14 protein-coding genes and 1 tRNA gene are annotated in these 19,522 nt (G+C 54.9%); 7 read left to right on the plus strand and 8 right to left on the minus strand.

All coding sequences use genetic code 11. The features are described 5' to 3' along the window. Both CLV58_RS11080 and CLV58_RS11085 read right to left on the minus strand, forming a co-directional pair. Positions 1-807, minus strand: a complete 807-nt coding sequence (locus tag CLV58_RS11080) for a metallophosphoesterase family protein (protein ID WP_106137877.1) — start codon at positions 805-807, stop codon at positions 1-3. Positions 808-1,024: 217 nt separating this feature from the next. Continuing rightward, complete coding sequence (locus CLV58_RS11085) at positions 1,025-2,566, minus strand: magnesium chelatase (protein WP_106137878.1); 1,542 nt, start codon at positions 2,564-2,566, stop codon at positions 1,025-1,027. 188 nt (positions 2,567-2,754) lie between these two features. Here CLV58_RS11085 and CLV58_RS11090 point away from each other — a divergent pair, with 188 nt between their 5' ends. Next, positions 2,755-4,560 carry an IPT/TIG domain-containing protein gene (locus tag CLV58_RS11090; RefSeq protein ID WP_106137879.1) on the plus strand — a complete coding sequence of 602 codons (1,806 nt, stop codon included), beginning with the start codon at positions 2,755-2,757 and terminating at the stop codon, positions 4,558-4,560. 76 nt (positions 4,561-4,636) lie between these two features. Here CLV58_RS11090 and CLV58_RS11095 read toward each other — a convergent pair whose 3' ends face one another. From CLV58_RS11095 to CLV58_RS11105, 3 genes are all read right to left on the minus strand, one after another. Then, on the minus strand, positions 4,637-5,278 hold the full coding sequence (locus tag CLV58_RS11095; RefSeq protein ID WP_106137880.1) for a YciE/YciF ferroxidase family protein: 642 nt from the start codon (positions 5,276-5,278) through the stop codon (positions 4,637-4,639). A gap of 180 nt (positions 5,279-5,458) precedes the next feature. Further along, complete coding sequence (locus CLV58_RS11100) at positions 5,459-6,406, minus strand: hypothetical protein (protein WP_146141411.1); 948 nt, start codon at positions 6,404-6,406, stop codon at positions 5,459-5,461. A gap of 897 nt (positions 6,407-7,303) precedes the next feature. Beyond that, positions 7,304-7,375: transfer RNA gene (locus CLV58_RS11105), tRNA-Glu, on the minus strand. Positions 7,376-7,549: 174 nt separating this feature from the next. On the opposite strand from CLV58_RS11105, the gene CLV58_RS11110 reads away from it, so the two are divergent. Then, a complete protein-coding gene (locus CLV58_RS11110) occupies positions 7,550-10,135 on the plus strand; it encodes a M14 family metallopeptidase (RefSeq protein WP_106137882.1) in 2,586 nt (861 codons plus the stop codon). A gap of 61 nt (positions 10,136-10,196) precedes the next feature. Here the strand turns inward: CLV58_RS11110 and CLV58_RS11115 are convergent, their stop codons facing one another. Next, positions 10,197-12,848: a hypothetical protein gene (locus tag CLV58_RS11115; protein ID WP_146141412.1), complete on the minus strand. Its 2,652-nt coding sequence runs from the start codon at positions 12,846-12,848 to the stop codon at positions 10,197-10,199. Positions 12,849-13,250: 402 nt separating this feature from the next. Between CLV58_RS11115 and CLV58_RS11120 the strand changes: the two genes are divergently transcribed. The 4 genes from CLV58_RS11120 to CLV58_RS11135 all read left to right on the plus strand — a co-directional run bounded on the left by CLV58_RS11120 (position 13,251) and on the right by CLV58_RS11135 (position 15,474). After that, on the plus strand, positions 13,251-13,787 hold the full coding sequence (locus CLV58_RS11120) for a hypothetical protein (RefSeq protein WP_146141413.1): 537 nt from the start codon (positions 13,251-13,253) through the stop codon (positions 13,785-13,787). Between the two features lie 9 nt (positions 13,788-13,796). After that, the gene (locus CLV58_RS11125; RefSeq protein WP_146141414.1) at positions 13,797-14,615 is read left to right on the plus strand and encodes a hypothetical protein; all 819 of its coding nucleotides are present in this window, start codon (positions 13,797-13,799) and stop codon (positions 14,613-14,615) included. Further along, complete coding sequence (locus CLV58_RS11130) at positions 14,612-15,097, plus strand: hypothetical protein (RefSeq protein WP_106137886.1); 486 nt, start codon at positions 14,612-14,614, stop codon at positions 15,095-15,097. The genes CLV58_RS11125 and CLV58_RS11130 overlap by 4 nt, the downstream gene beginning before the upstream one ends. A gap of 179 nt (positions 15,098-15,276) precedes the next feature. Further along, positions 15,277-15,474 carry a hypothetical protein gene (locus CLV58_RS11135; RefSeq protein ID WP_106137887.1) on the plus strand — a complete coding sequence of 66 codons (198 nt, stop codon included), beginning with the start codon at positions 15,277-15,279 and terminating at the stop codon, positions 15,472-15,474. 78 nt (positions 15,475-15,552) lie between these two features. Here CLV58_RS11135 and dapA read toward each other — a convergent pair whose 3' ends face one another. Both dapA and ligA read right to left on the minus strand, forming a co-directional pair. Continuing rightward, complete coding sequence (gene dapA, locus CLV58_RS11140) at positions 15,553-16,452, minus strand: 4-hydroxy-tetrahydrodipicolinate synthase (protein WP_106137888.1); 900 nt, start codon at positions 16,450-16,452, stop codon at positions 15,553-15,555. A gap of 102 nt (positions 16,453-16,554) precedes the next feature. After that, complete coding sequence (gene ligA / locus CLV58_RS11145; RefSeq protein ID WP_106137889.1) at positions 16,555-18,618, minus strand: NAD-dependent DNA ligase LigA; 2,064 nt, start codon at positions 18,616-18,618, stop codon at positions 16,555-16,557. Between the two features lie 225 nt (positions 18,619-18,843). Here ligA and rpe point away from each other — a divergent pair, with 225 nt between their 5' ends. Next, positions 18,844-19,515: a ribulose-phosphate 3-epimerase gene (rpe, locus tag CLV58_RS11150; protein ID WP_106137890.1), complete on the plus strand. Its 672-nt coding sequence runs from the start codon at positions 18,844-18,846 to the stop codon at positions 19,513-19,515. Positions 19,516-19,522 lie beyond the last annotated feature (7 nt).

Below are 19,522 nucleotides of genomic sequence, written 5' to 3' on the forward strand. Positions count from 1 at the left end.
TCAGAACGTCATGCTGTTGATCTGTTTCTGATTGACGTAATCATACTGGTAGGTCGACAGGCTGCTGTCGTGCTGCTCTACCACCCGATACCCCCGGTACGCCGTTCCCCAGCTACTACCAAAGTGTGCGTCGAACAGCAGCGCTGCCTGCCCGTAAAACAGACCCATGTCTTTGGTATGATCGTGGCCATGAAATACCGCCCGGATGGCGGGGAAGTCGTTCAGTACGTTGATAATATCCCCGCAGACGTCGGTACCCTGCGCGTTATGAATGAACGGGATGTGCATGAACAGAAACACGGGAATTCCGGTCCTGACCGTGGCCATCGCCTTGCGTAACCAGACGGCATCACCACACAGATAAGCCCCCGTTTCGTCGGACGTGTCGAGCAGGACCAGTGTTGCCTTTGGTAACTCCACAACGTGATTGGTCGGGTATCCCCACAACTGCTGCCAGGTCGTCAGGCTCACCTGATCGTGGTTCCCGCGCGTGACATAATACCCAACCGGTAGCTTGTCGAGGTACGCTTTGGCCGCCGGCAACAGCCCGTTGTTACCCGTATGAATCAAGTCACCGTTGATGACGACGAAATCGAGCGGGCTGTTCTGGTGGAGCCTGGTCAGCGCGGCTACCAAATCCGTGTAGTAGGTATCGGATGGAGTGTTCGGCTCACCAAGGTGCCCGTCTGATGCCACGGCAAAGCGTAACGCAGGCACCGGATCGCTGGACTGACATTGGCTCAAAAGTCCAACAGCGGCACTGCCCAGCGAAATTTGTATAAACGTACGTCGGTCAATAGCGATCATGAGGGAGTACAGTTCGGATAAACAGGCCGACTGAACGCCCCCAAAGGACGTATTAGTACCTAAAAATGAAATTAATGGCTAGTTAAACGTCGATTAAGGGTCGCTTCACCGTACAAAAAAGAAAAGGCTTGTTTGTCAGCTAGTTGCCAACAAACAAGCCACGTTGTATAGCTACCCTACGGGTAAGCCTGCAACCGTTGCCGGCGGCTGTACTTACCTAGTAACGATCATCGTCGTCTTCCTCCTCTTCATCGTCGTCCTTGCCGAAAGCCGAGTCAGCATTGAACATCGATCCAAGCAAGTCTTTGAACGACTGACCAGTATCCATAGCCTTCTTGCCGACCAGCGAATGTTCGGCGAGCCCGTGCAACGCGAACTCCATCATAAACAGTTTTTCGCCTTTGCCCAGCCGTGGGTGGAACTGATCGACCAGGTCGTCGAGTCCGTCGATGGTCTTCATCCGGGCTTCGTAATCGCGGTTGCTCAGGTCGTTCAGGATATCCATCGTGTTCCCGTCGCCGAACCAGTCGGTGATTTTCCGGTACGGGTTCCCGCGCTTGTCTTTCTTTGCTTTCTCCGGATTGGGAAAATACTGCAAAAACTGATTCCGAATGGCTTTCCCGATCAGGCTCTGCGCAACGATCACCGGCCCTTCGACTTCGCCTTCGTATACCAGCTCGACCTTACCACAAATGGCCGGGACGACCCCGTACAGATCGGCCACGCGTACCTGCGTCTCTTTCTCGCTGTTGAGCAATGCCCGGCGCTCGGCCGACGACAGCAGGTTTTCGTAAGCCGAAATCGTCATACGGGCCGATACACCCGACTTGGCATCGACATACTCACTCTCGCGCGCTTCCATCGCGATCTGCTCAATCAGGTCGGTAACGAGTTCGTTGGTTTTCACCATGCTCTTCTGCTCATTTTTCACGATGGCTTCCTGCATGGTGATCTTCTTGCCGATTTCAATCGATTTCGGGTAGTGCGTTACGATCTGCGAATCGATCCGGTCTTTTAGTGGTGTCACGATGCTACCCCGGTTCGTATAGTCTTCCGGGTTAGCCGTAAACACGAACTGAATATCGAGCGGTAGCCGCAGTTTGAACCCCCGAATCTGAATATCGCCTTCCTGTAAAATGTTGAACAGCGATACCTGAATCCGGGCCTGCAAATCCGGCAACTCGTTGATAACGAAGATACAGCGGTTCGAGCGTGGAATCAGCCCGTAGTGAATCGTCCGCTCGTCGGAGTAAGGCAGCTTCAGTGTAGCCGCCTTGATCGGATCGACGTCACCGACCAGGTCAGCCACCGATACGTCGGGCGTCGCCAATTTTTCGGTGTAGCGGTCGTTCCGGTGCATCCAAGCGACCGGTGTCTGATCGCCTTTCTCCGCAATCAGGTCGATGGCAAAGCGCGACAGGGGTTGCAACGGATCGTCGTTCAGCTCTGAACCCGCCACGACCGGTATGTATTCGTCGAGCAGATTAATCATCTGTCGGGCGATCCGGGTTTTAGCCTGCCCGCGCAAGCCCAGTAGGTTGATATGGTGCATCGACAGAATTGCCCGCTCTACGTCGGGAATAACCGTATCTTCGTACCCCCAGATGCCAGGAAAAACCACTTCTTTGGCCCGGATGCGCTCAATCAGGTTGTCGCGCAGTTCCTGTTTGATGGTTCGCGACTGATAGCCCGCAGCTTTCAGTTCGCCAAGCGTATTGATCTTTACTAAATTTGAGGCTTTCAGGCTTCTGTAGTTCATTGGATATTAAGCAGCTAGGCGGATGATACTGTTGACAACAAGGCCGTTCGGACAGGCAACGCCGGTAGCCTGTGCCCCGTACTCATCCCATACAAAAGCTAACAGGCTTTATCTCTAAATGGTTTTTGGACCTCGAAATTGGCTACTTTTACCATTCATGCGCTGGACAAGACCGTCCGTTGCTGTCTATGAAATCTAGTTTACCCCGCTCCTTCCTCCCCGTCATCTGTGCGCTATTGCTGGCTGCATGTCGCATTCAGAAGGCCCCACCCGAACTACTCAGCGCTACGCCGGACTCTGTTTTTGTCGGGCAACCGATCACGCTGTCGGGCAACCAGTTCGGCTCCGAGCCATCCGTAACCTTCGTCAACGTTCGCGACAAGTCGTCACTGGCTGGGCGGGTCGTCAGTGCCACGACCAACACCATTCAGGTAACCGTACCCCTGATTGCACCCGGCCAGACATCCGTACGCGTGGGTAACGACCAGGGATCTTCCGACCCGGTGCCCATCACGATTCTTCAGCCGACACCAGCGCTGACCACCCTTACCCCCGCCAACGGGCTACCTGGTTCGACGGTCGTTATCACGGGGCAATACCTCAATCAGATTCGCACGATACGGTTCAATCAGCTCGCAGCCGTCATTCAGGACAGCACCGATACCAAGCTGACCTTGCAGGTTCCGTCGGGCATTCAGCGCGGGCCGACGTTTATCGTCGTGGATACCAAGGGGGGCTCCTTTTCGGTACCCTTCATCGTCGCCGGCACTCCGCAGATTACGGCGCTGTCGACCCGTCAGATACGGCCCGGTGCGGAGTTGATCGTGCAGGGTGTCAACCTGAGCGACGGTGTTGTCAGCATCAATGGCCTGGCCACAAACCGCGATCAGACGATTGTTCAGGATAACCAGATCAAAACCATCGTGCCCGAAAACGCGACATCGGGCAAAGTCACCGTAACGGTATTCGAGAAGCTGATTGCTACCAGTACCGACAGCCTGCGCGTCATCCGGCCGCCGGCTATCACGAGCATCAGTTCAAACGATGGTATCGCTGGCGACCGGATTCAGCTGGCCGGTCTCAACCTCAGCGACATCACCACGTTGACCTTCAACGCAACCGCTGTTCCGTTCCGGGTCCTGACACCGTCGTTGCTGGAAGCCACATTACCGGCCCTCGGCCAGGCGGGCAACTATACCATCGGGGTGAGCAGCGTGGGGGGCACGGCTCAGTTTTCCCAGCCATTTGTGTACTATGTTGCCCCCAGCAACCTGTCGCTCAGTCCGGCCCGCACTATCGCCGAGCAGAACATTTCTGTACTAGGCACCAGTGTTTATCGCATCACAGACGTCAGGATCAATAATCAGTCCGTACCGATCATCGGCCGTACCGAAGGATCGGCCGTACAAATCGGCATCCCGGCGGGTACAGTCAGTGGCCCCGTCACTGTCGTCAACCGGGCGGGTCAGGCGACGACAGCCGCCCCACTGACCATAGTCCAGCGCCCCGTCGTGACCAACCTGGTTCCCGCCAAAGCCCGGCCCGGCGAACGGGTCGTTATCACGGGCAGCTTCCTGCAAAACGCTCAGTTTTATTTCTTCAATACCAGCACTCCTGCGTCCGATGGTGGCAGAAACGAAGATAACGAACGCTGGATACTCGTGCCATCCAATGCACAGAGCGGCCCCATTCGCGTAACGAACATATCGGGCGAGAGTACGCAGACCGATGCTTTCACGGTCATTCGCCCCGTAACGATCACTGACTTTACGCCAAAGTCGGCCAAAATCGGGACAGCGGTAATTGTCTCGGGACAGAATTTGAGCAGCGTGACGAGCGTACGTGTCAATGGTGGGGTGTTGGCTGCGCCGTTCCAGGTATCAGGGACCAGTCTGGTCGTAACGATTCCATCCGGTACGGTCGTCGGGCAAATCTGCTTGACCAATGACGCTGGCACAACCTGCACCACGGCTAATTTCACGCCAATCAACTAGCCAAATACCGACAAGACAACGCCCCCGGTCGACACACTTTGTCGACCGGGGGCGTTGTCTTGTTATCACGCACCGATTATATGCCGAGCGTACCGCCCATGGTCACGTTGGTATGGGGATCGTCGGGATTGAAGTGTGGTGTCCGCCCCTCGTGATGACTACCGGGCGTTTCCTCTTCCTTCGCCTGCTGATTCACGAACGACTCGGCCAGCTCCGTCAATTTCCGGTCGGTTGCTTTTTCTTCTTCCAGGGTCTGCGCCAGCAATTCGGCCGATTGATTGAAGCCCAACACACGGGCCAGCGTCAGCAGTGATCCGTAGGCGGCAATCTCCAGATGCTCGGTTTTCTGCGCGACAATAATCAACGCAGCGTCACGCGTGAGCGAACCCTCTTCTGTATCGTTGATAACTGTTTGCGCGTCCTCGATAAGTCCATCCACGGCTTTACTGGCGTGCTGCCCGGCAGCGATGCTCAGAATGCGAAATATATCGTCGATCCGGCTAATCTGCTCACGGGTCTCTTCCTGATGCTGTAGAAAAGCGGCCCGTACCTCGTCGCTGGTTGCTGCACTGGCCTGCTTTGTCAGCGCATCAACGATCTGTTTCTCTGTGTAATAAACGCTCTTCAGTTCCGTAATGAACAGGTCGCGTAATCCCTCGTCAGCTGCGGAATCATTGCCGCTAAAAAAGGCTGTTATTTGATCGGTTAGCGATGCCATAAGCCATGCGTAGTTTGGTGTATCCAGGGTATCGCTGATCTTTCATAGCAAATCAAAGTCCACCTTCTGACTATCAACCACTTACCTAAAATACGCACTTGACATTGTTGCTATTTTTCTACGGTGTGTTTGGCTCCTCTACACCATAAATGCCCACAGCGCGTCATTCGCCTTGACACGTCAGGGCTGGACAGTGACGGCGAAACTGCACCCAAGGTTATAGTTCTGTCCGCCATCCGACGATACCTGTAGAATGGCGTTGTACGTTCCCGCGACTTTTGGCGTTCCGGCTCCTTTCAGTGTAACCTGTTGCGGTTTTCCTACCTGAGCCGTCGTAAATACCGTACTGCTGTTGACCAGCGAAAACGTATTCGATGCATCGGGGGCATAAACGATGCTGATGAAGTCATACTTACCCGCCACCTTAGGCACAATGGTAATCTGCTTGGTGTTACTCGTGCTATCGAGCGCCTGATTAACTTTATACGTTCCCTTCAACGGCGCACTGCAGTCGATGTAATTGTAGGCCGTCACACTGAAGCTACATACCTGATTCTCGACCGTTACCGAAAACGAGTTTGTTCCAGCGGCTTCCGGCGTACCGTTGCTCTGTAGTGTCACCGTCTGTGGTTTCCCTACCTGAGCCGCCGTGAACGATCCTGACGCGCTGAAGCTGTAGCCATTAGCAACGTTTGTAGTGGCAGAATACGTCCCCGCCGAACCAGGCGTTATGGTAATTTGCTTGTTGTTGCCAGCTGTCAGACTGGTATTGGTGTAGTACACACCCGCAGCCGAGGTCGTCGCTTTACAATCAAGTGCGCTGATGATCGTAGCACCGGGCAAGGGGCTTAATTTATTCCACTGAAAGTTGTACCAGTAGTACAGACCGGGCGTCACCGCATAGTTGCCAGTAGTTGTGGCGGTATTGAACACCAGCATACCATCCGAAGGCGTACCCGTTAAGGTCCATGTGGCATAGTTCGTCAGCGCAACGGTGGGCAGTAACATGCCCCTGTACGTGTTATCAGGATAAGGCCCTGACTTTACCTCAAGCGCAGCCGCCGTATTGAGCGGGTCTTTAGACGGAGCGCCAATGCGAATCTGCGCATGTCCTCGCAGGCATATCACGCAGATTATCAGCGTAAGTGACCAATAAAACAACCGATTAACAGGAGAGTAAATTTTTATCATAACCAAAGCGATATACTACACGCACTGGTACCAACTCCCGTGCCTGATTAACTTAAAAAGCCTAAATTTTTAGTAAAAAAAACGCAGACAGTGAGAAAGAGCTGAAGAACTCATACCTGCAACGAGCTAAACAACTGGGTTGTGAACGATACGGAAATGAAAATACCAGCAATAAAATACTGATTATCAGCACTATATTTTGAACTCAAGCAGACGTATTCGGGAAATAGAATTGGGAAGGTGTCTACATTGATGAGCGCTGATTCAACTTTCCGGCACGGATGGAGCTTCTGGGGCGTCTATGGCAGCGACTCAAACCACTTCTGTTCGTAACCAGTGCAGCAAGAGTGGCATACACTATTCATCACGCTTCAAAGTCGGGTTGCAGGTACTACTGCGAAGGTTTTGGCGCCATTGATCGATGTTGTACGTCGGTGGTAAATGACATGCCGACGCTACGGCACGCCACAAGTGTACCAGGTCACGACAACAAACACGTTACCGGGTGACGACGTAATTGACTGAATCAATGGTCAGCCCCACCTACCCCGCTGTAAATCCATCGTCAGCCGGCCACGTTGACCATTGATTCAGTCGATTTTTAGCGACTTTGACTGGTTTGCTCCGGTTCATCTGCCTAAGCCAGCCAGAACTCTATAATTCCTGCTCAGGCTGTACCGCAAGTGCATTTGTCTTCGGGAAGGTATGCTGTTCTTATCGGTCTAACGATACATCGGCAAAAACACCGTGTAGAACAATGGCGTAAGTGACTGATTGCAAGCATAAAACGCAAAAAACCCACCGGTGAGGGTGGGCTTCTGCTTGATCGTTAGGTGACCGATACGGGAATCGAACCCGTGTTACCGCCGTGAAAGGGCGATGTCCTAACCGCTAGACGAATCGGCCGTCTTTGTTGAAAGACCCACTCAGTTGCTTTTTTCAGCCGCTGTAGTGGCGAATCGTGGTGCAAATGTAGGGCGATCTTTTGACAATGCAAGCACACGGCAAAAAAAAGTTTTTCAAAAAACCACCTTTGCGCCTTTTACGCCTATTTTTGAGACAGTTAGCGATTCCCTTTTCATGAAAAAAATTTTATTGACGCTAAGTCTGCTAGGAACACTTACGATTTCCCAGGCGCAGACTTCCCCTTCATCGCCCACCGGCCAGCCCCTTCCGCAACAAACTACCGGCGTTCAGTCGCCCGAGCAGTTCCTGGGTTACAAAGTCGGACAGCATTTCACTACACATCGCGAGGTGATCGCTTATGCGGAGCAGGTAGCCCGGCAACTTCCTAAACGGGTACGGATCATCCCCTACGGTAAAACGTACGAAGGACGCCCCCTCGTCGTCGTCGCCATTGCTTCAGAAGCTAATCTCAATCGGCTCGATGAGATCCGGACAAACAACCTGAAACGAATCGGCATGCTGGACGGACAGCCCACCGCCGGTCCGACACCCGCCATTGCGTGGCTTAGCTACAACGTCCACGGCAACGAAGCCGTCAGTTCGGAAGCGTTCATGGACGTCCTGTATCAGCTAACCAATCTGTCGGACGCCGTAACGCAGAAGGTGATGAACAATGCCGTGGTACTACTCGACCCCGGCCTGAACCCCGACGGACATGACCGGTACGTAAACTGGTACAATCAGATGGTCGGTCAACGCCCTGACCCCACGCCGTCGGCCCGCGAGCATAACGAACCCTGGCCCGGTGGTCGTTACACGCACTACCTGTTCGACCCAAACCGCGACTGGGCCTGGCAAACGCAGGAAATAACCCGGCAACGCATGGCGCTGTACCAGCAGTGGATGCCGCACCTGCACGGCGATTTTCACGAGATGGGCGTCGAAAGTCCGTATTACTTCGCTCCCTCGGCCAAGCCTTATCACGAAGACATTACGCCCTTCCAGCGCCAGTTTCAGCAGATTATCGGGCAGTATTGCAGTAGGTATTTCGACAAGAACGGCTGGCTTTACTACACGCGTGAACGTTTCGACCTGTTCTACCCCAGCTACGGCGATACCTACCCGACCTACAACGGAGCCATTGGCATGACCTACGAACAGGGCGGTAGTGGCCGGGCCGGACTGGCGATCGAACGGGCCGACGGCGATACGCTGACGCTGCGGCAACGAATCGACCACCACGTAGCGTCGAGCATTGCCACGCTTGAATCGGTTGCCGATCGTTCTGCCGACGTGGTAAAAGAGTTCGGTCAGTTTTTCGACAAGGCCCGTACCACACCCATTGGCCCCTACAAGAGTTATGTCGTTAAAGCGGGGACTGATCCCGGCCGGCTGAAGGCGTTGCAACAGTTACTCGACAACAACAAGATTGCGTACGGGTATGCCGGTAAGTCGATGACGGTAGCCGGTTTTAACTACACCAATCACAAGAGCGAGAAGAATGTTGCAGTGGGTGCGGGCGACATGGTCATCAGTGCCTACCAACCGAAATCGACGCTGCTCAAAATTCTGTTCGAACCCAACTCGACACTGGAAGACTCGGCTACGTACGACATTACCGCCTGGTCGATGCCTTACGCGTTCGGCTTACAAACTTACGGTCTGACGACGCGGCTAACGCCCGCTACTGCACCGGCCGCTACAGCCGCTACGTCGGCAAGCGCCGTCAGTGGTACGCCATACGGTTACGTCATTCGCTGGCAGTCGATGCCATCGGTACAGATGCTGGCCGGGCTGTTGAAGCAGAAAGTACGGGTTCGGGTGGCCGAGAAAGCCTTTGAGCTGGAAAACAAAACCTACCCCACCGGCACGCTCATCGTAACGCGGGGTAACAACGACCATTTCGGGTCGCGGCTCGATGCCATCGTCCGGGCCGAAGCAGCGCGCACAGGAGCCGATATGACGCCCGTACAGTCCGGTTTTGTAGCCAAGGGGTCAGACTTCGGTTCCGACTTCGTCACGGGCCTGAAAGCGCCCCGTGTGGCGGTCGTGGCGGGCGAAGGCAGTCAGCCGCCGGCCGTGGGTGAAGTGTGGCATTTCTTCGATCAGGAACTGAACTACCCGGTCACGATGCTCGATGGCAATAGCCTGGGAAATATCGACTGGAGCCGCTTCGACGTGCTGGTGCTGCCGACGAATTACAACTATGGCCGCTTCCTGACCGATCGTGTACTGACACAGCTGAAAGACTGGATTCGGTCGGGCGGCAAGCTGATTGCAATGGAGCGGGCGGCTTCGTTCCTGGCTGGCAAAGATGGGTTCGACCTAAAAGAAAAGGCCGGCAGTACCGACACGGCTAAAGACCGTAAAGCTGTCGTGACCGACTCGCTGAAAATCTACGGCGACCGCGAACGCGTTGCCATCTCCGACGAAACACCGGGCAGTATCTACCGCGTCAACGTCGATGCCACGCACCCGTTGGGTTTTGGCCTGGGGAATGGCTATTACACGCTCGTTCAGAACGCCTACAACTTCGATTTCCTGAAAGACGGCTGGAACGTTGGCTACCTCAAGAACGATAACTACGTGGCCGGTTTTGCGGGGCGCAACGCGAAGAACAAACTGAAAAATACGCTGCTGATGGGCGTACAGAGCTTCGGCCGTGGCAACGTGGTTTACCTGGCCGATGATCCACTGTTCCGAGGCTTCTGGTACAGCGGCAAGCTGCTGTTCGGCAATGCCGTGTTCATGGTGAACTAACAAAATGTAGTGTTTCGACAGGCCCCGGCGACCCGATGCTGTATCGGGTCGCCGGGGCCTGTCAGTTTGCCGTAAATCGTTTGATCTCAACGGGCCGGGTTGCCCCGTCGACGGTCCAGTTCATGTCGGGATACTGACCCGTATTGCTTAAGACGAACGATACCGTTTTTACCGTGGCATGCGGCTGACGGCCGTAATCGTTAAGCTGCACCGTATACGTTCCCGGCGACAAATGCATCGAAAACGTGCCATCGGTGCGTGGCGCGATAGCCGCAATCGATTGCTGACCGCGTCGTACGTCGAGGCTGAACCGACTGAACTGGCAGGGCTGACGGTCGTACAGGCTATTCTGGCACCGCAGTTGCCCGGCCAGTCGAAACGTGCGTGGCAACGGAATCACCTTGTCGACGGACCGCGCGATGGTTAGTTGTTCCTGGTATAATACTGGATCACCCAACCGACCGGTGCTGATGGCCGAGATCGCGTACGTACCCGGTGGTACGTTGCGGTACACGACCCGGCCGTTGGCGTTGGTGAACAGCACGTTGTCATTAATTCGAACGAGTAGGCTATCCACCCATCGTTCATCCGCATCGCGACTGCCGTTCCCGTTGGTATCTTCAAAAAAACTTAGCTGTAGCCGACCGTGGCGCTTCGCCCCTAATTGGCCGAACCGCTGCATCACCTCCATGCGGTACTGGCTGTAGGCGAACTCCGGCTGCTGGCTGTAGGGCGTTCCGTTACCCGACAGATGCACCGACAGGTTCGGGGTAACGTCATACTGCACGCGACCCACCGCCGTGTACCGGGCCGCCATCGATGTCGCATCGTAGAGGTAGTTGATACCCACCGAGCCACCAAGCCGACCGTTCAGCAGCGCAAACGAAACCGTCGGCGTTAGTGAGGTGGTCGTAATCAGCCCCGGATAGGTCGTTTGCAGGTCGAACAGGTAAAAAGGGCCTTTCTGCCAATACCCCCACACGTTGAATCGGCCAATGCCCAGCGTCGAGACTATCCGCTGACTCATGATTCCGTCCGAAGCCCAAGTATCTACGTTTCCGTAAAACCGACCGACATCGTAACTCAATTCGAGGAACTGATCGGTACGCCGGCGGTAAGCGATGCCTGGCGCAATCCGGTAGGCATCGGCGCGCTGACTGATCGGGTTGGCTTTGTCGCGCTGCGAAAACCAGTACGGCCGGGCACTCAGGGTTAGCGAGCCAATCCGATGACTTACACTCAACTCAGCTACCGTGTTTCCAAACTGATGCCGCACCTGATCGACGGGGGACGTAAACGTAATACGGTCGTACTGAAACTGGTTGATTCGGGCCAGCAATGTCGTAACCGGAGCCGGTTGCCAGAACAGTTGGCTATACAGGATGGTGGCCCCCCGCTGCAAACCGGCATAGACAGGACTACTGCGGTACGAACGTACTTGCCAGCTAAAGGTCTCCCGCTGGTAGGTATAGTTCAATTGACCCGCCCAGCCCGTTACCCGCGCTGACGGGCTGCTGTGCCGGGCAAACTCGACACTCTGCGCGCCCATCAGTTGTAGCGAGTGTCGGTCGGTGCGGTTATATCGGAACGACGCGAACGTGAGGTAACCCGCCCGCTGCACGTCGGCCAGCGTGTAGTAACTGGTACTCAGCGATAAGGCAGCGCCCGGCAATTGGTTCAATTGGTAGTCGTACCGGGCCGAATAAATGTTCCCCCGCCAAGTATTCGCAGCATCGCTTAGCCAGTTCTGATTGGCGTTCACCGCCCAGAACGTCCACATCCGGTCGGTTTGGCCCGTACTTAGTTTCAGCCCCCGCCCGAAGAGTGGTAATTCATGAAAATCGTAAATACTTCCCAGCCGGAACGCCGTCCGGGCAGTCGTGAGGGCGATGTACGAATTTTGCAGCTGATGCAAATGATCGGCTCCGTAGTCGAGGTAGTGAATATGCATGTCGAGTCGGGCTTTCCCGATGGAATCGGTACCCCAGACCCGCGTTTCGCGCGCCCACTGATTCGTACTGAACCGGGTAAGCGCAACGCTGGCCCCGTAACCGGTATTGACTGGTACCAGTCCATTCTGGTACGCTTTATTGGTGACAGCAACGACCAGCTTACACCCCGCACTACCCACCACCGACTGCTGCCGGTTTTTTAACGTAACCAGCAGCTGATAGGGCGTATCAACAGCCCATTGCCGGATAGGCACCGCCGTTACGACGATTGTCGTGTCCTGCCGGGGCTTCAACCGGATGGTCATCGGAAAGATAGTCGGGTTGATTCCCTGCGGCAGCGCAGCTACTTCAATAGTATACGTACTGGTATCCGCTCGATTGTGGGTTATCTGCAAGGGTAACCGGGCCGGCTCACCAGCATTGTACAGCAAAATCGTTTCCTGCGGGATAGTCAGACTGGCGGGAGCGACAACACTGCCCTTAACCATCACCTGAAACGTTACCGATTGTATCGGTTTGCCGGCATCATCGGTCAACCGGAGGTAAACGGGTATGTTGGCGGCTGTAATCTGACGGTGCACCAGCCCCTTTATGGGCATGCGCATCGTCTCGCCGGGTGACAGATGCAGGTGAGTCGGCACGGCCGCCAGCATGTCGATCGATGCAGGTATATCAACCGTTATTTTTACGTCCTGCGGCTGATTAGTTGTGTTCGTTACAGCCAGCCTATTAATAAACGTAGCTCCTGTATTGACCACCACTGTATCGCGCCAGAACGATGCTGAAATTGATTGCGCAACACTCGAAAAAGAATAAGTTACAAACGTAATTAAATAGACGAAAAATCTAATATAGGTTACCATACAGTTACAGCCTAATTACTCACCATTACTCTCGTATGCGTCAGATAGGCCAACAAGTATTACACCATCGGTTCTAAGTCAATCTATTCACTGTGAACCACTTAATAAATGAATATATTTTCATAATATAGATAAATAATTGAGAATGAGTCAATAAGGATAATTTCTAGGTAGTAGATCGTATCGTTTACTAAAAACACAATTTTTTATAAACCAAATATTCTATTCTGGTAAGGCAATTGTATAGTATTTATCAGTTGTAAATATTAATTGTAACCTATTTTTTTATTAGAGTATCTTATGAAAACTTCTTTTAAAACAATTACCTCCACCGTGTTGTTTTTAGCGCTTGGCTTTTGCTTAAATGCTACGTCAGCGAATGCTCAGCTAACGAGTGGCAATACCGTTGTTACGGTGACCGTCGTTGACGTGCTGGCTTTAGTTGTCGCCGTACCAGCCGTTCCGATCTCGATGGGTTCGCTCACCGAGTTTCAGAATGGCTCCGGCTTTACCGCCCCGGCTCAGTTGGTAGCCAGTAGTAACCGGCCGTACGACATCAAGGTGAAATCAGATGGTGACCTGCAAGGGCTGTTGACGGCAGCGGGTAGCAGCATTCCCATCAGCAGCATTGCCGTACAGGCAGCCCCGACGCTCACGTCGACGTACACCAACGCGCTGAATCTATCGGCGGCCGATCAGGTACTGATTTCCAACGCCCCTAGTGCCATGGCGAAGGTCTACGATGTGAAATATTCGACATCGGGTGATAAGTCGGCGTTTTATGTGAAAGGGGGCGCCTATGTAGCCACACTGACGTACTCAATTTCCGCTCACTAATCGTTTCCCATGACTCAACCGTTCTCCCGCTCCATGAGCTGGCGACTGTTGCTGATGCTGTGCCTGGCCGAGCCCTTGCTTAGTCAGGCACAGATTGGTTTTCAGGTATCGCCGGCTAAACTGTATTTTAATCGGGCCAGTGCTGACAATCAGCCGCTCAGACTACACATAACGAACCCGATGGACACGCGGCTGGTGCTACAGGCAACCTGCGCCGACTGGCGACGGGATTCGGTAGGCGAGAAAGTGTATTACCCGCCCGGTACGTTGCCGACGTCAGGCTGCTCGCTGTTCAAGGTTATCCCTGACGTAATTGAGCTGGCCCCCGGCGAAAAGCGGGACGTACTGGTGTCGCTGATTCCCAATCAGCAGGCTCCGACCAATGCCATTCAGAACGCGATGCTGCTGCTGACACAATCGAACGAACAGGAAGTAGCCCGGCAGAAGGGTACGTCGCAGTTTATCATCAAGGCGCAGATTGGCGTGCATGTCTATGTGCTGCCCACTGACCATACGGAGCCGGAGGTTGCCATAACCGGTATGAGCCTTACGCAGGCAACCCGCCCCTACCAGGTTAACGTCAAGATTCACAATACCGGCAAAGCCCTCCTGGAGAGTCAGTTGCGTATGGAATACCTGAACATGAGTACGATGGAAGAAGTGAAGACGGAAGCCGTTCCCGTCAATACCATGCCCGACGAGGCCTTTCGGGTTACGACCAATGTCCCACCCAATCTGTCGGCGGGCAAATACCTGATCGTAGCCGTGCTGGACAGTGGACCAGGTCAGGCACTGAAAGTCGCGGAGCTAGAAACGGTATTGAAATGAACGGGCGCATCCTGTTACTTATCCTGTCGCTGCTCGTAGCGGGTCCGGTGATGGCCCAGCCCTCCCTACCCGACGAATCCAAGTACGCGAACTCCCTGATTGGCCTTACCATCCTGGGCAGTCCGGCGTTGGGTATGTCGTCCGTCAGCGACTATACCAACGGCGTGACGCTCAACCACAATACGCTGCAAATCAACGTATCGCTGGGGCTGACCTGGTCTATCCAGGTACGCGCGCTGGATGACCTTCGTTACCAGTCTTATTCGATACCGGCCTCGTCGATTGCCGTGCAGGCAACTGGGTTAGGGTCGCGCCCGGAAATCTTCCTACGCACGACGAATCAGACAGTGGCCTCGGGTCTGGCCACGTCGCTGCTCAGTGCGATCCTGCCCCTGCGTTACCGGGCAATCGGTGGAAGTACGTTCTTACAACCCGCAGGTTCGTATACCACAACGCTGCTCTTCTCGTTCTCCGCGCAGTAGCCAGGCTGTCGGAACGGTACAGCTGTATTTATTTTAGGTTAAAAATGGGCCTAAATCGCGTGCCAGCGACCTATTGACTCAGTAGGCGGACAAACAAAGCAAAGCGAAGCCGGTTTAGAATGCATCCCGTCACACTGGTGACCGTTCACTCACTGATTCTACTCTAAACTGACTAGTCTATGAAAGCGCTTCTTCGTTTTGCCCCCACGGCCGCTGTATTTATGCTGCTGCTGACACTGATGACCAGTTGTGCGGCTATCGGCGACATTTTCAAGACCGGCGTCTGGACGGGCGTCATTCTGGTTGTCGTCGGTATCGGCGTTGTCATCTGGCTCGTCTCCAAACTGTTTGGTGGCGGGGGTGGTGGCCGCGTGTAATCCGCTTACGAACTAATACAGGAACGGCCCGGCATCTTGCGAGATACCGGGCCGTTCCTGTTAGTGAGCTATCGCAGTTTAGTGCGTCACGAGTTCGAGCAAACCGTCGCGCTGTAGCACGGCGCGCTGACGCTCGATGAGGTCGTCGGAAGCTTTCATCAGGGGCAGACGAACCTCGTTTGAAATCAGGCCCAGTGTCTGCATCAGGCTTTTCACACCGACGGGATTGCCTTCTTCGTACAGTAGCGGATCGATACGCAGGAACTGGTACAGTTCTTTTTGCGCGACGGCGAAGTCGCCGTTCAGGGCGGCATCGATCAAACCCGAGAACTTTGCCGGGAAGGCATTGGCGATTACCGACATAACGCCTACCCCGCCGATGCTGATGATGGGCACCGCCTGCACGTCGTCGCCGGAGATCAGCAGAAAATCGTCGGGCTTGTCGCGGGCAATTTCCATGCATTGCTCGATCACGCAGGACGCTTCCTTCACCCCGATGATATTCGGGTGCTGCGCCAGTTCGCAGATCGTTTCAGCCGTCATGTTGATACCCGTGCGGAACGGAATGTTGTACAGAATAACCGGTACCGGGCAGGCATCGGCGATGCGCGTGAAATGCTCGATCACCCCCCGTTTGCCCGGCTTGTTGTAGTACGGACAAACCGACAGGATGGCATCGACCCCATCGAAGTCGATGTCTTTCATCCCGGCTACGACCTCACTGGTGACGTTGCCACCGACGCCGTAGACGATGGGCAGGTTTTTCGGGTTGTTTTCCTTCAGGTATTGCAGCAGCTGTTTCTTTTCGGCCTTTGTCACCGTGGGCGATTCGCCGGTGGTTCCCTGAAGAACGATGTATCGAACGCCCCCCTCCGAGACGTGACGAATGACGCGCCCGAAGCCATCAAAATCGATAGCATGGTCGGCGGTAAACGGCGTTACGATGGCGACGCCGACGCCGTGAAAACGAGTATTCATGTTGCTGCAAACCGAAATGTTAGGACAAAGTTACGCGAATTGATCGGGAAAGCGTTACGGCAGCCGGTGAAGCCATCGGTGTTTTCGCCGACCGGCTTTTCACTACTCACCAAGCATCGCGGTAAACTCATCTTCCCCGATTATGGGTACGTTCAGCTGTTGCGCTTTCGCCACTTTCGACGGTCCCGCATTCTCGCCCACGATCAGGTAATTGAGCTTTTTCGACACCCCGCTCAGCAGTTTACCCCCGTGGGCGGCAATCTGGGTTTCGAGTTCTTCCCGGCTGTAGTTGGCGAACGTACCGCTGTACAGGAACGTCTTGCCCGTCAGCGTATCGCTCACCGCTTCCACCACTTTACGCTCACCGGCCATTTGCAGGCCAGCCGCGCGCAGCCGCTGTACGTACTGCTGATTGTCGGGATCGGCAAACCATTCGGAGACGCTCTGCGCGATGCGGGGGCCGACATCCGGCACACCCGACAAGGTTTTCAGCGAAGCCGACATAAGCGCATCCATCGAGCCGAAATAATCGGTCAGCCGTTCGGCGGTCGTGTTACCGACATAGCGAATCCCCAACGCAAAAACGACATTGGCGAATGGCTGTGCTTTCGAGCGTTCGATGGCCGTCAGAATATTGTCGACGGTTTTCTGCCCGAACTTGACGACCCGCACTTTACCCGTGTCTTCGGCCGGATACGCCTTTTCCAGACCAAGCAGTTGCTCGTTGGTCAGGTCGTAGAGATCGGCGGGTGTTTCTACCAGATTCCGGTCGATGAGCAGTTGAATTTTCCCCTCACCCAGGCTTTCGATGTTCATTGCCCGGCGCTGAATAAAATGCTCGAAGCGGGCCTGCCGCTGCGGAGGACAGCCTTTCTCATTTGGGCAGTAGAAGTGCGCTTCACCCTCCCGACGAATCAGTGGGGTACCACAGGCCGGGCACTGGGTCGGGTACACGATCGGCACCGTTTGTCCGGTACGCTTACTTAGGTCGACACCCGTTACTTTCGGAATAATCTCTCCGCCTTTCTCCACGAACACCGTGTCGTGCAGTTCGACGCCAAGCCGTTGAATTTCGTTGGCATTGTGCAGCGACGCCCGTTTGACAACGGTGCCCGCCAGCAACACCGGCGTCAGCATGGCAACGGGCGTAACGGCCCCCGTCCGGCCAACCTGGTAGCTGATGTCATTGAGCGTGGTGCTGGCAGCCATCGCCTTGTATTTGAACGCAATCGCCCAGCGTGGACTCTTGGCCGTGTAGCCCAGTTCGCGCTGCTGATCGTAGCGATTCACTTTGATCACGATACCATCCGTTCCCAGCGGCAAATCAAACCGCTTGGTTTCCCATTCGTTGACGTACGCCATCACCTCACTGATGGTGGTGCATTTCCGCCAGGTGGGCGACACGTTGAATCCCCAGTGTGCCAGCGCGACCAGACTTTCTTCGTGGGTTCGGAACCGCTCGGTACCGTCGGGATTAGGTTCCGACAGAAACGAATACAGGTAACAGTCGAGCCGACGTTTAGCGACCGCACTGGAATCCTGCTGCTTGAACGTACCCGACGCAGCATTACGTGGATTGGCCAGCAGCGGCTCGCCGATATCCTCCCGCTCTTTGTTGATCCGCTCGAATTCCGCCAACGGCAGAAACCCCTCGCCACGCACTTCAAACAGAGCCGGCAGGTCGTCGCTCGTCCGAACAGTGAGCGGCATGCTGCGGATGGTCCGAATGTTCGCGGTGATGTCGTCGCCCCGAACGCCGTCGCCCCGGGTCGCGCCCTGCACCAGTACACCATTTTCGTAGGTCATACTCAGCGCGACACCATCGAACTTCAGTTCGCAGATGTATTCGTACGGTTCGTCGCGCAGGCCTTTCCGTACCCGATTGTCGAACTCGATCAGCTCGGCTTCGGAATAGGTATTCCCCAGCGACAGCATCGGAAAACGGTGATAGACCGTGGCAAATTCTTTACTGATCGTACCGCCAACGCGCTGTGTGGGGCTGTCGGGACGGCGCAGGTCGGGGTATTGTTTTTCGAGCAGGGTCAGCTCCTGAAGCTGCTGATCGAACGTGAAATCGTCGACTTCCGAGATGCTGTTCTGGTAATACTGGTGGTTGTACCAGATTAGCCTGTCGGTCAGGTCGTTTATGCGCTGTTGAGGATTCATAGTACAAAATAAGCCGGATGCCGGGTAAAAACGCAGTAGTTCACAACGAAAAACAAGTGGCTCCCAAAGCGGTCATTATTGCGTTGGTTTCGGTGGTGGAGCAAAAAAATTAGCTAGTTTTACCGGATAAAAAATTTCGGTCCGATCAGTGACAACCAGACCCGTCTTCTTTTCTGAGCGAGTTCAGGGTGACTCATTCTCCAGATCGATTGGTTTCAACGAGCTATGCCGCTTCCTGCAATTGCCCCTTCCCTCCTCGCTGCCGATTTCGCCCATCTCGACCGGGAACTGGAGATGATTAACCGCAGCGAAGCCGATTACCTGCATTTCGACGTGATGGATGGGGAGTTCGTACCCAACATTTCGTTTGGCTTCCCACTTCTCGACGTGGCGCACAAGCTTTGTAAAAAGCCGCTGGACGTTCACCTGATGATTACCCAGCCCGACCGGTACCTCGATGCGTTCGCAAAGGGAGGAGCGGCCATCATTCACGTTCATTACGAAGCCTGTCAACACCTGCACCGCACGCTGACGCACATCCGCGAACTGGGCTGTCAGGCGGGCGTCGCCCTCAATCCGCATACGCCGATCATCGGGCTGGAGAACGTGCTGGAACAGCTTGACGTCGTGCTGATTATGTCCGTCAACCCCGGTTTCGGCGGACAGTCGTTCATTCCGCATACGCTGACCAAAATCGCCCAGTTGAAACAGATGCTGCGGGCCAACGGCTCGTCGGCCCGGATCGAAGTCGACGGGGGTGTGGCGCTCGATAATGCAGCCGCCCTGCTGCGGGCCGGGGCCGATACGCTGGTAGCGGGCAGTTCGGTGTTTAAGGCGGACAACCCCGAAGCCGCCATTCGGGATCTGAAACACGTCGATCAGACGTGGCTCGCCTGACCTTCTC

The sequence above is a fragment of the Spirosoma oryzae genome, from assembly GCF_003002825.1.
Lineage (GTDB): Bacteria > Bacteroidota > Bacteroidia > Cytophagales > Spirosomataceae > Spirosoma > Spirosoma oryzae.

Bases quoted from the DNA above. Each gene is read 5' to 3' on its own strand.
- dapA (WP_106137888.1), bottom strand. From the start codon at position 16,452: ATGAATACTCGTTTTCACGGCGTCGGCGTCGCCATCGTAACGCCGTTT.
- CLV58_RS11130 (WP_106137886.1), top strand. From the start codon at position 14,612: ATGAACGGGCGCATCCTGTTACTTATCCTGTCGCTGCTCGTAGCGGGT.
- CLV58_RS11135 (WP_106137887.1), top strand. From the start codon at position 15,277: ATGAAAGCGCTTCTTCGTTTTGCCCCCACGGCCGCTGTATTTATGCTG.
- CLV58_RS11085 (WP_106137878.1), bottom strand. From the start codon at position 2,566: ATGAACTACAGAAGCCTGAAAGCCTCAAATTTAGTAAAGATCAATACG.
- CLV58_RS11120 (WP_146141413.1), top strand. From the start codon at position 13,251: ATGAAAACTTCTTTTAAAACAATTACCTCCACCGTGTTGTTTTTAGCG.
- CLV58_RS11125 (WP_146141414.1), top strand. From the start codon at position 13,797: ATGACTCAACCGTTCTCCCGCTCCATGAGCTGGCGACTGTTGCTGATG.
- CLV58_RS11080 (WP_106137877.1), bottom strand. From the start codon at position 807: ATGATCGCTATTGACCGACGTACGTTTATACAAATTTCGCTGGGCAGT.
- CLV58_RS11110 (WP_106137882.1), top strand. From the start codon at position 7,550: ATGAAAAAAATTTTATTGACGCTAAGTCTGCTAGGAACACTTACGATT.
- rpe (WP_106137890.1), top strand. From the start codon at position 18,844: ATGCCGCTTCCTGCAATTGCCCCTTCCCTCCTCGCTGCCGATTTCGCC.
- ligA (WP_106137889.1), bottom strand. From the start codon at position 18,618: ATGAATCCTCAACAGCGCATAAACGACCTGACCGACAGGCTAATCTGG.
- CLV58_RS11095 (WP_106137880.1), bottom strand. From the start codon at position 5,278: ATGGCATCGCTAACCGATCAAATAACAGCCTTTTTTAGCGGCAATGAT.
- CLV58_RS11090 (WP_106137879.1), top strand. From the start codon at position 2,755: ATGAAATCTAGTTTACCCCGCTCCTTCCTCCCCGTCATCTGTGCGCTA.